General features: G+C 61.0%; 11 protein-coding genes. 2 read left to right on the top strand and 9 right to left on the bottom strand.

Going from position 1 to position 12,987, the window contains the following annotated elements:
* Positions 1-259 precede the first annotated feature (259 nt).
* Entirely contained in the window at positions 260-577 is a 318-nt protein-coding gene (locus AC5Y5V_RS07270) for a hypothetical protein (RefSeq protein ID WP_499932276.1), read from the top strand.
* On the opposite strand, the gene AC5Y5V_RS07265 is transcribed toward AC5Y5V_RS07270, so the two are convergent.
* From AC5Y5V_RS07265 to AC5Y5V_RS07255, 3 genes are all read right to left on the bottom strand, one after another.
* On the bottom strand, positions 567-1,604 hold the full coding sequence (locus tag AC5Y5V_RS07265) for a hypothetical protein (RefSeq protein WP_499932275.1): 1,038 nt from the start codon (positions 1,602-1,604) through the stop codon (positions 567-569). The two genes, AC5Y5V_RS07270 and AC5Y5V_RS07265, sit on opposite strands and share 11 nt — an antisense overlap.
* A gap of 807 nt (positions 1,605-2,411) precedes the next feature.
* The gene (locus tag AC5Y5V_RS07260; RefSeq protein ID WP_499932272.1) at positions 2,412-3,611 is read right to left on the bottom strand and encodes a hypothetical protein; all 1,200 of its coding nucleotides are present in this window, start codon (positions 3,609-3,611) and stop codon (positions 2,412-2,414) included.
* 172 nt (positions 3,612-3,783) lie between these two features.
* Positions 3,784-4,254, bottom strand: a complete 471-nt coding sequence (locus AC5Y5V_RS07255) for a hypothetical protein (protein WP_499932271.1) — start codon at positions 4,252-4,254, stop codon at positions 3,784-3,786.
* 481 nt (positions 4,255-4,735) lie between these two features.
* Here AC5Y5V_RS07255 and AC5Y5V_RS07250 point away from each other — a divergent pair, with 481 nt between their 5' ends.
* Positions 4,736-5,689, top strand: coding sequence for a MamI family restriction endonuclease (locus AC5Y5V_RS07250; protein ID WP_499932269.1), 954 nt, complete (start codon positions 4,736-4,738; stop codon positions 5,687-5,689).
* Here the strand turns inward: AC5Y5V_RS07250 and AC5Y5V_RS07245 are convergent.
* The 6 genes from AC5Y5V_RS07245 to AC5Y5V_RS07220 form a co-directional block, all read right to left on the bottom strand.
* Complete coding sequence (locus tag AC5Y5V_RS07245; RefSeq protein WP_499932267.1) at positions 5,681-7,675, bottom strand: HsdM family class I SAM-dependent methyltransferase; 1,995 nt, start codon at positions 7,673-7,675, stop codon at positions 5,681-5,683. The two genes, AC5Y5V_RS07250 and AC5Y5V_RS07245, sit on opposite strands and share 9 nt — an antisense overlap.
* A 74-nt stretch (positions 7,676-7,749) precedes the next feature.
* Positions 7,750-9,183 carry a site-specific integrase gene (locus AC5Y5V_RS07240; protein WP_499932265.1) on the bottom strand — a complete coding sequence of 478 codons (1,434 nt, stop codon included), beginning with the start codon at positions 9,181-9,183 and terminating at the stop codon, positions 7,750-7,752.
* Positions 9,184-9,186: 3 nt separating this feature from the next.
* Positions 9,187-9,405 carry a hypothetical protein gene (locus AC5Y5V_RS07235; protein ID WP_499932263.1) on the bottom strand — a complete coding sequence of 73 codons (219 nt, stop codon included), beginning with the start codon at positions 9,403-9,405 and terminating at the stop codon, positions 9,187-9,189.
* Positions 9,402-10,112, bottom strand: a complete 711-nt coding sequence (locus tag AC5Y5V_RS07230; RefSeq protein WP_499932262.1) for a recombinase family protein — start codon at positions 10,110-10,112, stop codon at positions 9,402-9,404. The genes AC5Y5V_RS07235 and AC5Y5V_RS07230 overlap by 4 nt, the downstream gene beginning before the upstream one ends.
* A 902-nt stretch (positions 10,113-11,014) precedes the next feature.
* Positions 11,015-11,905 carry a restriction endonuclease gene (locus AC5Y5V_RS07225; RefSeq protein ID WP_499932260.1) on the bottom strand — a complete coding sequence of 297 codons (891 nt, stop codon included), beginning with the start codon at positions 11,903-11,905 and terminating at the stop codon, positions 11,015-11,017.
* A gap of 299 nt (positions 11,906-12,204) precedes the next feature.
* Positions 12,205-12,600 (bottom strand): hypothetical protein, encoded by a 396-nt coding sequence (locus tag AC5Y5V_RS07220; protein ID WP_499932256.1) that lies wholly within the window; start codon positions 12,598-12,600, stop codon positions 12,205-12,207.
* Positions 12,601-12,987 lie beyond the last annotated feature (387 nt).

Below are 12,987 nucleotides of genomic sequence, written 5' to 3'. Positions count from 1 at the left end.
GGGACAAACCCTCAGAGCCCCCTTAAGGAATTTCAGGGCCTAAGCGTACTTTTAATAGGAGCGCATTTTTGTATCCAATTGCAAGCTTGGAATTTCCGCACGAGACTCGGCCTTTTTTACAGACGCGGCCCTAGCCCATCACGCCACCGCAGTTGCGTTCGTGGCTCTGCGTCGAACTGAGAGCCGATCCGTCGGATGCGGGAGGACTGGCGCGGGTACGGTGCGCGGTTGGAGAAGCATCCCACCAAAGGAGGACCTCATGACTCAGCCCGACCACGTTGTTGTCGCACCGAACCCGGAGCGGGCCGAGTGGCTGAGGCAGTTGCAGATTCCAGAGAACTTCACGCTATGGGCGGCATTCCGCGATCACGAGCTCGACACGTCCGAGAACGGCCTCACCCAAGCTAGGGCTGCCTCCTACCTCGGTGAGACGGTCGACAAACTCGTTGGGGCGCAGTTGCAAACCATCGCGTACCTAATTGGCATACAGGAGGGCACGAAGCAGTTCGCGGAGGGTTTGCAATCGCTCGTGTACAAGAAGAAGGATCCCGCTTCGGCGGACGGCGCTACGGGTTAGGCTGACCGGGCGGTTGGGGCGCATCTTGTTGCGTTTTTGCGCTGTGTGGCGATCCTTCGTCTTGCCGTGTCGCTGAGGCGTCCTGTTGAGCAGTTGCGGCAGCTTCTTGAAAAATAGTCTTGATCGAGTCAACGAGTGTTTTTCCGACGGTGACGAGATCTTTAATAATCACCCCGGCGCCATATAGTTGAAATTTCTTGACACATTCGTCCATCAGTGGCAGCACTTTGTCCATGGGTGTCACTTTCGCGATTCCCATATTCATGGATGCCCGCTCAGTAGGACCGCCCGCTACTTGAATTTCTTCGCCAATCTCCCAATGACCGCTAATCACGCCAGTTAAGTAGGATATTCGATTAGATCCTGCACGTAGCTTTAACTGCCCTTCTTCGTCAAACCGCAAAAAGCCTGGGTTTACGAAAACCGGCGAACCGCTGAAGCCACCTATCGACCGCGTTTCAATTAAAAATGCGTGTTGGCTTCCGTATCTGGTTGTAATCGTTTCCGGCATGGCGGCGATCATGCCTGCACGAACGATAGGCTCGTTTCTTTTGGTCTCCGCGTGTCTGATAAATAAACCAGCGAAAAAGACCTCGTTGCCGATGCCGATGCCTTCCTCTAATAAGAGCTCTCGACTCGCGATCTCATCAGAAGCGGGCATGAGAAGATAGTCGTACTTGCCTGTCGTATTGTTTCCAGGAAACCAGCAGACCGCCGCGTCAACTATCCCATTTTCGATTTGGTCTTCAACAGTGGGGAGGACCCATTGCTCACGCGGTATGTGTACGTGCTCGACACCGCCGTCTTTTGTGTTGACCCGCAAAAATATGCGCGTGTCAGATCGTCCTTCTGCCTCGATCTGGTTTATCAAATGAGCCGCGGTAACGACGACGGCTAGAAAGTTTTGAGACTTTGGGTCGCCGATCGGCATGCCGACGAAAAAACCTGTTCCAAGTGCTTCGTACTCTCCGTTCCGAAATCCACACACGAAGCACACGCAATCCGTCATTTTTCTGGGGATCAGCACGCGGTGAAGCTTAGCCCGGCCGGGTCGCTGTTATCGGCCGTGGTGCGGTGTTGTTGGGGTTACGCGGCGGCCGGTTGAGCTGACGGCGCATCGGCTCAGGCTGGCAGCTATACGGGACCGTGGGTGCGTCGTGCGCACTCACCGTGACCGCCGTCGAGCTATACGCACTCGCTTCACCTTTCGGCGGTGGCCCTTGGTTAACCGGCGCGCTTCAGCGTGAGCGGCCTTGCGGGCTGCCTTGGGGAACGCAGCGCCAGTGGTTACCCGGTGAGGCAAAGCGCGGGCCCGCCGCGTGACGGTGCGCCGATGATCGGACGCGGCACGGGCCACATGCGCCTTGACAAGCTTGCGGCGGGTGATGGCCGCACGAGTATGGCTAGCCGGATTTCGGGCCTGACCGACAGCCACAACACCCACCACGGCGGCACTACCGGCGAGAGCAGCACGACGACGACGCACCCGGCGCTTGAGGTCAGCGGCTTCCGATGATAGGCCCGAAGCGCTGCTGGTGGGTGCGAACCGCCCCTTGGCGTCACGGGCATACACGCGGCCCACTGTCGAAACCGCAGTCTTGCGTTTTGGCCGGCGAACAGCCATTTAGCGCATCCGTTGGCGCGCAGTCGGTTTCGCGTCAGCTACCGGTGGGGTTTTGCCGTGGTATCTGCCGCCGTGTGATGGTGGGGCATCCTCACGGCCTGGCGGGGTCAGCCCTGGCCCGTGGCTGAATTCGCTTGCCTCATGCCGCCGGGCAAGGCGGGCAGCGTCAAAAACCTGCTCGGCGAAACTGCCGCTGTGATCGCTCATGGGCTACACCGGAATCTGATCGGTGTTCGGCGCGGTGTATTCGTCGTCAACGGTGACCTGAATGCAGGCGGCAGCGCCCCGCTGGCGCACACCGACGCCGAAGCTGCGCTGGTGGTAGCTCCCGATGATCGGGTAAGTCCCAGCGCCGGGAATGTGGCGCAAACCCTGGTAAGCCTCGTTCGGGTGCTCGCGGTAGCCCATGACGTTACGCGGGCTGCCGGGACCATAGGACGCGACAACCGCGACGTAGCCCGAGGGGATGAAATCGGACTGCACCAAAAGTGCTGGCCCATACGAGCCTTCGACCTTGATATCCCAAATCTGGCCGGGAACCTGAGCGCCGACCAGCTCACCGGCTTGCGTGATAAAAGGCGGCGCATCGTTGGCTGGGATGAAATCGTGTCTGGCTTCTGGGCCAGATGAGCGCGACGGCTCACCGGCGCGCCACGCCATGATCAGCTCGGCCTCGTCAGGGTTCGCCAGGATCAGCAGCTTTGAATTCGCCTGCGTGCCATAGCCTTTACGTTGGACAAACCGGATCGCGTCTTCAATATCGGCGCTATCGATAACAGCGGCCTGGCTGGCGATGTAGTGCGATTCGTCGCTGTCAAACGTGCGGCCCATGTAAGTCGGCGGGGTCAACCCATCGGTACCATTCCACAAACCAAAGACGCGCATCCCGTGCTCGTTACGCTTTTCGGTGGGGTCGAATAACCTGCGCAAAATCGTGCCTGAGACAAGCTTTTGGTCTGCGGCCAAAATCCCATCTAGTACGCCGTCTACCTGGCGGCGGTCAGCATCGCGCAAAAACCGCCACGAAAAACGAGAAGCTAGGTCCATGTCGCGGAAGGTGTATCCGAGAAGTAAAGCGTTCGGTACACCGGCAGCTTTCGGCACGCCCAAATCTGTCGCTTCCTCAAACGAGCCGATAGTCATATCTTGGGGTACGGCATCACCGCTGACGGTGACTTTGAACGTCAACAGATCAGTCAGTGTCTTTTGTTCGTTATTCCAGACGCTGAGCACTTGGGCAAATTCATCCCAGACCGCGTTGAGGTCGGTACCGTCTGCGAGCTGATTGACCAGTACATCGCCCTTGGTGGCGACGCCGTACTGTGGCGCTGTTCCACCGAAAATCGGGCCAACCGACACACCGTTGATTGTCATGATGCCGTCGTGGGTGAGAGTCGCGCTCGCTGCCATTTTCACTGCCTGCCTAAATAACAAGGGATCACAAAGTGTCAGATGTAGTGAAGCTTAGTCTGATCTTGCGTAAAGAACCGTGAGCCCAACTAATCCGGGCGGTTTGCGTGCGTTGAGAAGCGTTGGCGGGCGTTGGTGCGCACAAAATTCAGTATCGTATCGAATCGAGCGCTTATGCGCCAGCGTTGCGGTTCACCAGATTTACCATTGTGTCGTGACCCCAGGACATCAATAACGGCGGATTAATGCAATTGATATTTGCACTGCTGAATGCGCACATGTTTTGGTTCCACTGCTCATAGTTTTTTTTGAAGTCTTCAATTTCTTTGAGCAGATCACTACGATCTTTGCTCATCGGCAATGTTTGTGCGTCACGGTAGAACGAGTCCATATCGGCGTTTTGCAATCCGACACAAGCCGCCCATACGCCAGCCTTATCCGCTTGGGTACCGCAGTCGCGACCAAGCAGGGCGGCGTACTGCGTCTTGAGGTACTTCCAGTCCACACCGGCCTGAGCGGTAGTGGTTGGTTGTGCCGTTACCGTGACGGTGCTCGGCTTAGCGCCTTGCGAGCTACCTCCGCAGCCTGCGACAGCTACCGCTACAGCCCCGAGAATGCCCACGCCAAGCGCAGGTCGCAACATGGTGGCAAATGTTACAGCGTCGCCCCGACCACTGGGCGACTTTTGCGGTGACGCGGTCGCCTACAGCGCCGTTCCCGACAAGCTGGCCGAACGGCTACACCGCGCGCGTCACCGGCCCGTCTTAGCAAACACCGCGCGTGACCGTGGCTTGACCGTTGCCAGGGAGATTTACAGCAACGCTCATTTAGTGCTCACAAGCGCTCATAAACGCTCAAATATCTTTTTGAACAGCGATGATTGGTGCGTGTTCGCAAGCGTTGGTGAGCGCAGAAAACGTCTTAGAGTGTGCTGATTCAGCTTCCCAAGCTGAATACGCGGGTTCGATTCCCGTCATCGGCTCCACATCTACCAGGGCATACCCGCCCTGCCGCCTACGCTCGCGGCCCGATGGTCCCCTAACGGTCCCCCTTCCATACCCTCGCCATCGAAGAGTAGGTTGCCCAGGGGGTAAGAGCTGCCCATGCTCCCGAGCAGTTGTCTGATGCGCGTCGAGGGGGAACTGTTGAAGGAGTCCGTTGCGGCCGCCATCGCGCTCGGCATCCAATCCCGTCGCAAACTGCTCGGCCAGCTGACCCTGAGCCAGCGGACAGCACTTCTTGAGGCGATCTTCAAGGACTTCTTCGGTGAGCAGCACACATTGATGCAGAAGTGGGCAGCGCTTACCGGGCAGTCGGCACAGGTCGATACGGGGTACATTGCCCAGTTTGTCGCTTCCATTGCACTTCAGATTCCTGGGCAAGGGTTTAGGGGTAAAGGCGACGACCTAGCGGACGGCAGCGAAGTGAAGTCTGCGGCGAACGTCTCGGGGGTAGATCGACCACGGTGGAACCACAATCTCGGGAAACTGGAGCAAGATGCTAAACGCGTGAGTGAGGGCAAGCCCACCATCGGCGAAGAATACCTCTCCGTTCCGTATGTGTTTTATCTGCTCGCGGACCGTTCGGCCTCCGACACCAGGGTTCCCCGTCCGATAAGAATTCGCGGGTGGCTCATCGATGCTCAAGAAGATGACGCTTGGCGTTCTCTCGTAAAGACATTCCTCGACTCGCGGACCGGGGACAAATACAACCTTCAGCTCCATCCACCAGTGGGTTACGACGATGATGTCGTCGTAAATATGTTGGGCAACCTTGACTTCGCGGAAGTCCTCATCTTCGACGCACGCGTGCTGCGTGGACCCGACGGCCAGGTATCAATTGAGTGGGAAGTCGGACTACCTGAGTCGGTTTTCCCGGTCAGTGGTCGAACAAAAGCCCAACCGTGGGGTGGACGCAGAGCACGGCCGAGCCGCCTTACCGACGCTGGTGATCTCGTGGCGGATATTGAAGTGCTACCACGCCTGTTTCCGAATGTCCTAGGGGAGGACCAAGAGTCGCAACTTGAAGCCAGAACGCGCGCGGAAGCCGAGAATGTTGATGAGGGAGACTCAGTCTGAACTAAGTAGGCCGAAACTCTGGAATAGCTCGGCCCGCCCTCGCTCAACTTGTCTCACCGCGGTCTCAACACGGTGTGCGAGAACCTCAAGTTCGTCCTTGGACAATTGCGGAACAACTAGGTTCAGAACATCCTCGGGAACGATCCTTCGGCGCGAACTTGAGGTACCGCGCCCAAGCGGCCGAAGTTGTGCCTGAACTTCGGGCTGATAGAGCAAGCCAAGTATTGCGTAGGGATTGATTAGAGCCCGGAATACGCCAAACTCATTGGAGCACACCAACTCAGACCTGTCATCGGGCACAACAGTTGCCCGGAGCTTCGAGGGGTTGAGGAGTGATATCATCACCTCCCCCGCCGAAGCCAGCTGGCCGGGAGTCGTTGGTCGATAGCTCTCGGCGTCGGGCCAGCTGACCACGCCCAGCGCATCCACATGAAGCACAGATATGAAGGTCTTGCCAATATCAGACTTGCGTTGCATGCGCTTGCGGCGGCTTTCCAGGTAATTGCTAAGGGCCACACCACCATTCGTTTCGAGATGCACCCGACTCTGCATCGCAATTGGGTCGATCCTGCTCGGGTCACGGCTGATGAGCGCTGGATTAGACACCGAAGCCACCAGTGGCGCATCGCTGACCTGGATTACCGGGTCGCGTGACTGTTCATATGTCAACGCCTTGACCACACCATTAACGATGTCCGGTAGTTCCGAACCTTGCGGGTCCTCGGCTGCTTTTCCCGCTTGGCGGATGTATCCCACGTGGTCCGCTCGGGCAAGTACCGTCCTCTTCGTCTTTGCTGCTTTTCGCAGGAAGACGGCGCTGGTTTTTGCAACTGTCCCACTCAAGGCAAACGTCACTGTGGGAAGACTGACATTGACTGCAACCGAAAGCTCTTTTCGTTGATCAAGCATCTCATCAAAGTGGCGGCCGTCCACGATGCCATCTGGCAACACGATTCCAAGCACACCACCCGGGCCCAACAGCTCCAGGGCACGAACCATGCAGGCAAGAGCCGGGTCGATGCTTGCTTGCCGGGCAAGCGATGGGATGTACGTTGCCGTTCGCTTGATGCCGGAGGCGTCCGAATACTTGCCACCCCCGAAGGGAGGATTAGTCAGGATTAGGCCGAGCATTCCCTTGATGCCGTCAATCGACTCTGAGGTTACAGAATCGGTAACACTGAAAACACGAGGTGTTGACGCGCCGTACAGCATTAGGTTAATGGCAGTCTTGGCGGTGGCTGTCGGTGATTGGTCTGCTCCGACTAACCCACAATTGAGCAAGGCCTTTAAAGCGTTCTCGTCGTGCGTACATTCCGCCGCCTCGAATGCGGCGACGAGGAATCTGCCCGTACCGCAGTAAGGATCTGCTATCAGCGGCGACCGCCGATCCCAACCATTGTCAAGCGGATCCCTTAGAGCGAAGGCGATGTCGGCCATTGACCGAGCGACCGAACTCGGGGTCAGAAAGGTGCCGAGCCCACCGGAATGGTCGTATCTCCCACTTAAGAACGCATCGAAGGCCGTCCCCAACGGGTCAGCGACAGCCCGTTCCGCGTTTCCCACGGTCTGCTCCACTAAATGGACCGCCGCCTGCAGTACCTCTGCATTTACGAGCCGAAACGGCTCATCAGCTGGCCAGAGCGGGTGAGGGTTCCCTGCTAGGTCTGAAGCGGCCAGTGAGCGGCTCAGGTTCGCTTTACGAAACGCTTCTTTCGCAAACGTGACCATCGCCTCGGGTTGAAGGCGACTCTCGAATAGCGCCGATACGGGGGTGCCGTCCCACTCGGCCTCGGATCCCGCTCTTTGCGTCCAGAGCCGCAGATAGATGAGCTTGGCGACCTCTTCGATTGCCGCGTTTGTCGGCCTAACCCCACCCTTGGTGTAGAGCAGTTGATGTATCGCATCAAATTGTCGAGCCAGCGCAATTTCCGCGTCGCCGAAAGTCCCGGCCACACCGAGCATTGGCACGTTATGGCTTGCGGTCATCGTTGCTCTCCTATCGACACCATCAAGGCTTGTGCGTGAGCCTACGGCCGAGGGCCGACGACTTAGCGGACCCCTCATCGGCGAGCCTTGGCCAGCGGTATGACGTTCCTGGCGTTGACACGGTTCCCCAACGCCCCGAGCGCTGCCATGTTGCCCGTGTGGTCATCAGTGTTGATCAGATGCGCGTAGACCGTGAGCGTGGTCTTCACGTCCCGGTGCCCCATTAACTCCGCGATGTCGATGGGCCGGATGCCCGCCGCGAGGCACAGGCTTGCGTACGTGTGGCGGCAACTGTGGAATTTTAGCTCCGGCGAAATAGCCGCGGTCGGGGTAAGCCTGTTGGCGCGCAACACCGCCGGGCGATACACGGCCTTGTAGAGGGTCGCGTGGCGTAGCGGCTGGTTCCAATCGAGCACCAACCGCTTCTCCGCGTCCTCCACCGACAGTTCAGCCAGGGCGTCGGCCTGCCGTCGCGCGCGGGCCTTCGCGGTGGTGCTCGGTAGGGCATCTTCCACACCCGTAGTGGCCGCTCCTGGTTTGGCGGGTGTGACCCGCACTCCGGTAGGCCGGGGCCGGGTCAACGTCATACCGGGCCACAGCGGCGCGTCCGCCTCGTCACCGCGCGGATGCTGAGCGAGGTAGTCGCGCAGCAACGCGGTCGTCTCGGCGGTCAACGGCACGCGCCGGTAGCTCTGCTTGGTCTTGAGCGGGCCGTACTCGATCGCCGAACCCCTCGCCCGCGCGGCCTGCTGCACGCGGAGCACCCCTGGCTTCGCCGGGGCGTTCGGATTCAGCGGCGGGTCCGGCAGCTCCACGTTGGCGATGGTGAGCCCGCCCAATTCCGCTGCCCGCAAGCCTGACCACACTGCGACATGCACCAGGACGCTGTACGGCCAGGGCGTCGCGTCCACGAGCGCGGAAACCTGTGCGGGAGTGAGGAACATGGCGCGGTCTACAACTACCCCGACCTGGCCGTCGTTGGCGCCTGTCTCGGTGGGCAACTTGATGTGCTCGGCGGGGCTCTTGGCCAGCCGGCCATCCACCACGGCCTGTTCCAAGACCATGCGGACGGTCCAGAACGCGTGCCGCACGGTCGACGGCTTCTTGCCCGCCTCGGTGAGCCGGTTGACCCACGCCTGGATGTACTCGCGGGTGATCTTGTTGAGCGGGTAGCCCCCGAACACCGCGTCAATGCCGAGCGTCTTGCCGTCGCCGCGCCGGGTTGCGGCCGGGGCGAGCGCGTAGCGGTGGTTCTCGGCGTTGTTACGGGTGTCGGCCTTGCGCGATTCCAGCCAAATTGCCGCGGCGTCGCGGAACAACATCTTGCCCTTGCCGGGGTCGAAGTCCATGCCCGTCAACATCGCGGAATCGGCCTTGGCGGCGAACGCCTTGGCGTCCTTGCGGGTGCGGAACCCGCCCTTTGTGCGCTGAGCACCATCCGGTGTATACCACCGAACGACGAATGTTGTTGTCCCGCTGCTGCGAACGCGCTTTTGAATACTTGCCATCGGTCAGCCCCTGCGCTGTCGATTGTCAGTCTGCGCAGCGCACAGCTCCTCGGCGTAGTACCAACTGCTGTTGCCGTCGCCGAAACGCACGCGGTGCACCATTTCCCCGCCGTCGTTGGCCGTCCAGTCCACGATGCCTGACCAACCCTTGAATGGGTCGTACTGGTCCTCTGGGGCCACGACACGCACGCGGCTGTTGGGTGGGTAGTAGTCGGCTTTCATGCCGTCACCGCCATTTCTGTGCTGGCGCGACGCAAGATTCGGGCGACAGTGGCACCACACCACCGACCGCCGCGCTTCGTTGGGTGGCCCTCGGCAGCGAGCACTCGCGCAATCTCATTCAGCGGAACACCCTGGGCCGAAAGCGCTCTCATCTTGGCGAGGGCGTGCTGCTCGGCGCCCACAGGTACCAACTGGCCCTTGACCGACCGATACCCATAGGGCAAAGCACCGTGGGCATAGCCGCCACGAGCCGCCTTCGCTGCGCGGCCCGCTGCGAGCCGGTCCACGGTCATCTCGCGGTCATACTCGGAGATGGCGCCCATGATGACGCGAACCAGCTTGCGCGACGGGTCTTTTGACTCCCCATTGAGCATCTCATTCTCGTTCTCGCGGGTGGAGAGCACGATGCCGCCAAGGTCGGACAGCTTGCGTAGCAACAATTCCTGCACCATTACGTCCCTGGCCAGGCGGTCCAAGCGGGCGACGACGACGCCTTGCGCGTGGCCGCTCTTGATCAGCGCGGCTGCTTCGCACCATCCCGCGCGGTCGCGCAGCTCCGACGCGCCACTGATCACATCCGTCTCCCAGGCGACGACTTTGTGCCCACCGGACTTTGCCCAAGCGCGTATCGCCGCGCTCTGCACTTCCGGTCCGTAAGCCTCCTGCTGGTGCGCCGATGACACCCTCACGTACGCGGCTACTCGCATACCTACCCCTCTCATCAGGCCGCTGAACTGCGGCGTAGCTGAATACGGGGATAAAGCTACGCCAGCTGCCACAAAGCCTGGTACAAAGCGCGACTAGCGCCTGTGCCGCCGCTTCACGGCTCCTGCGCGCCGGTTAGCTGCAACGGTGTCGGCCACTGCGTCCTCAAGCGACGTCAGCACACGGCTAGGCACTTGCGGAGCCGGTTCAGCCCAGGAAGGTGCGCTAGGCACCGGCGCAGGCTTAGCGGGCTGATTAGGCTGCGCTACGACAGCCGCGGGCGCGGGCGCGGGCTCGGCGGGTTTAGGTGGGCCCGCTGGCCGGCTGGCGGCACGACGGATAGGCTTCCCCGCCCGCTTGGCCACGGCCTTGGCTAAACGCTTGTCGGCAGGAGACACACGCGGGTCAGGCCCAACACCGCGCACCGCTCGCTCCAACATGATGGCTTTCGCGAAGTCGAGGCGCTGCTTTGCTTTTCGTTGCGCTTGCGGTGATGCCCCGCCATGTATACGACACACTGTTCCGCCGCGAATCGCGAAGCGGCCGCATGGTTCACCATCGCGCTGCCGTCGCGCGGTACATCGGCGTGGATGGTTGAGGCGCTGCTCGGTCGCAGCCCGCGTGTTGACCCGCCCCGCAATCAGGAGCGCGTGGGGTGGCCACGCATACACCCCAGGCCACGTGATGAGGCGCGCGGTTACCCCGGTGAGCAGGTGGCCCCATGAGTCGTGGCCGGGGCGGGTTTTTCGTACCCGGTGCCCGCCCTGGCCACCCACCGCGCCAGTGCCGCGGAGCTGCCGGTGCCCCGCACACACGGTAGCGGCCACGTCGGGCTGGTAAACGGCACAGCGTAAACGGTCGCCGGGGCGGGTTGAGCGGTTGTCGGCCAGACTCCCCGCCCCGGTTACTTGGGCTCGAGTGATGCGAAGTAGTCACCCTCAATCTTCACGTCCTCCACCACCCGGGGTGTTGTCGTCACGCCGATTCCGTACTCCTTCAGCAAGTCACAAAGGCGGTTTCCGTCGATGAGGTCGATTGGGGGCGCGCCGTCGCGCTTGGATTCCTTTAGAGCATCGCTCGTGAAGCTGCCGGTTGTGATCAGCAGCCCTTTCTCGCCACGACCCGCCATCGCGCCACGGAAGTCCCGTACCTCCTTGGGGCCAACCGAACCTGCCCAACGCTTGCACTGAAAGAACACGGGAAAGCTCAGCAGCGAGATTTGGTAGACACCAAGGCCGTCGATTCCTTGGTCACCGGCCTTACCCGTCACCTGCACGCTGGAGAATCCCGACTCCCGCAGAAGCCGCTGCGCCAGCTTCTCGAAAGCTTTAGGAGACATGGCAAGCAGGGTGTCAAGTAACTTGTCTTTCCATCGGTTCTCAGCTTCGGCTTCGACCTGTTCGATCTCGCTTTCGACATCGCTCTTGGCGCTGCCGCTTTCCTGTTTGGCCTGCTGCTTGCTCGCCTTCTTACGAGCAGCCGCGAACTGGGCGCGTAGCGGCTCGATGATCTCCTTTGTCGCGGCCTGGCCCTCCTGTGTGACCGCCCACACGCCACGCACGCTGTTCGTCAGAAGGCCCATCCCCTTCAGATAGGTCCGCGCCCACGCCAACCTGTTCTGGACCAGGGCCTGGCGGCCGCCGCTGAGTAGGACGCTCTGCTGCTCGGGTGTCAGCTGCTCGCGTTCGATAACCGCCGCGTCCAACTCAGCGATCGAGGCGGACCCACCGAGCGCAATTGCGGCCTGAAGCGTCGGCCAAAGCAAGTCGGAATAGGCAGGAACCGTCACGGTCACGGGTAAGAGCTTCTCAAAACGTCGCGACGGGTAGGTGGTGTGGGTGAAAGTCGGACAACGGTCGTGCCGCCTGGTCCCGTAACGGTCCCTTAGACGTAGCCGAACTGTAGGCGGACGCGACTCAACCCCTAGACGTAGCCAAAACCTACTAATCAGCTGGTAAAGACAAGTTTCGGCGTTGCTAAGCGGCGCTCCTACCAGCGGCTATCGCTCACACGTTCGCACGGCGAAAATACTTCCCAAGCTGAATACGCGGGTTCGATTCCCGTCATCGGCTCCACGTCTACCAGGCAATCGGCCTACGCCAACCGTTCGGCCTGCGTTCGGCACCCCGCCCGTACCCCTGACTTCGCGCGCCTACACCCAGGCCGTGCGGCTTGCTGAACGCGGAGATGGCCGGGCTTCGCCGGGGCCTTCGGGTTCAACGGCCGTTCCGGCAATTCGACGTTGCCCACGGTCAACCCGTCCAACTCCCCCGCCCGCAAGCCCGCCAGCGCGGCGACGTGAACCAACACGTTGTACGGCCAAGGCGTCGCTGCGACGAGCGCCGAAACCTGCACCGGGGTAAGGAACTGTGCTGGGTCATCGACCACGCCGACCTTGCCGCCCTTGGAGCTGCGTTCGGTGGGCAGCTTGACGTGCTGGGCGGGGTTCTTGGCCAGTCGCCCATCGACCACCGCCTGCTCCAACACCATTCGCACCGTGAAGAAGGCGTGCCGGACGGTGCTCGGCTTCTTGCCGGCCTCGGTTAGCCGGTTGACCCACGCCTGGATGTACTCGCGGGGTGATCTTGTTCAACGGGTAGCCGCCGAACACCGCGTCAATCCCGAGGGTCTTGCCGTCGCCGCGCCGTGTTGCGGCCGGGGCGAGGGCGTAGCGGTGGTTCGCGGCGTTGTTGCGGGTGTCGGCCTTGCGCGACTCCAACCAGATCGCCGCCGCGTCGCGGAACAACATCCGCCCTTCGCGGGGTCGAACACGAGACCCCGCGCCGCTGCACTCTCGGCGTTTCTTCGCGTAATCGCTGGCGGCCTTCTTGGTCGTGCAGCCGCCCTTAGCGTGGTCGGTGCCATCCGGGTTTAGCG

The sequence above is a fragment of the Mycobacterium sp. NGS68 genome (assembly GCF_059812195.1).
This window is presented reverse-complemented; position numbering and strand designations above follow the sequence as displayed.

Excerpts from the sequence above, each read along its gene's own strand:
- AC5Y5V_RS07245 (WP_499932267.1), bottom strand. The coding sequence starts at position 7,675 with ATGACCGCAAGCCATAACGTGCCAATGCTCGGTGTGGCCGGGACTTTC.
- AC5Y5V_RS07255 (WP_499932271.1), bottom strand. The coding sequence starts at position 4,254 with ATGTTGCGACCTGCGCTTGGCGTGGGCATTCTCGGGGCTGTAGCGGTA.
- AC5Y5V_RS07260 (WP_499932272.1), bottom strand. The coding sequence starts at position 3,611 with ATGGCAGCGAGCGCGACTCTCACCCACGACGGCATCATGACAATCAAC.
- AC5Y5V_RS07235 (WP_499932263.1), bottom strand. The coding sequence starts at position 9,405 with ATGAAAGCCGACTACTACCCACCCAACAGCCGCGTGCGTGTCGTGGCC.
- AC5Y5V_RS07230 (WP_499932262.1), bottom strand. The coding sequence starts at position 10,112 with ATGCGAGTAGCCGCGTACGTGAGGGTGTCATCGGCGCACCAGCAGGAG.
- AC5Y5V_RS07240 (WP_499932265.1), bottom strand. The coding sequence starts at position 9,183 with ATGGCAAGTATTCAAAAGCGCGTTCGCAGCAGCGGGACAACAACATTC.
- AC5Y5V_RS07250 (WP_499932269.1), top strand. The coding sequence starts at position 4,736 with ATGCGCGTCGAGGGGGAACTGTTGAAGGAGTCCGTTGCGGCCGCCATC.
- AC5Y5V_RS07220 (WP_499932256.1), bottom strand. The coding sequence starts at position 12,600 with ATGGTGTTGGAGCAGGCGGTGGTCGATGGGCGACTGGCCAAGAACCCC.
- AC5Y5V_RS07270 (WP_499932276.1), top strand. The coding sequence starts at position 260 with ATGACTCAGCCCGACCACGTTGTTGTCGCACCGAACCCGGAGCGGGCC.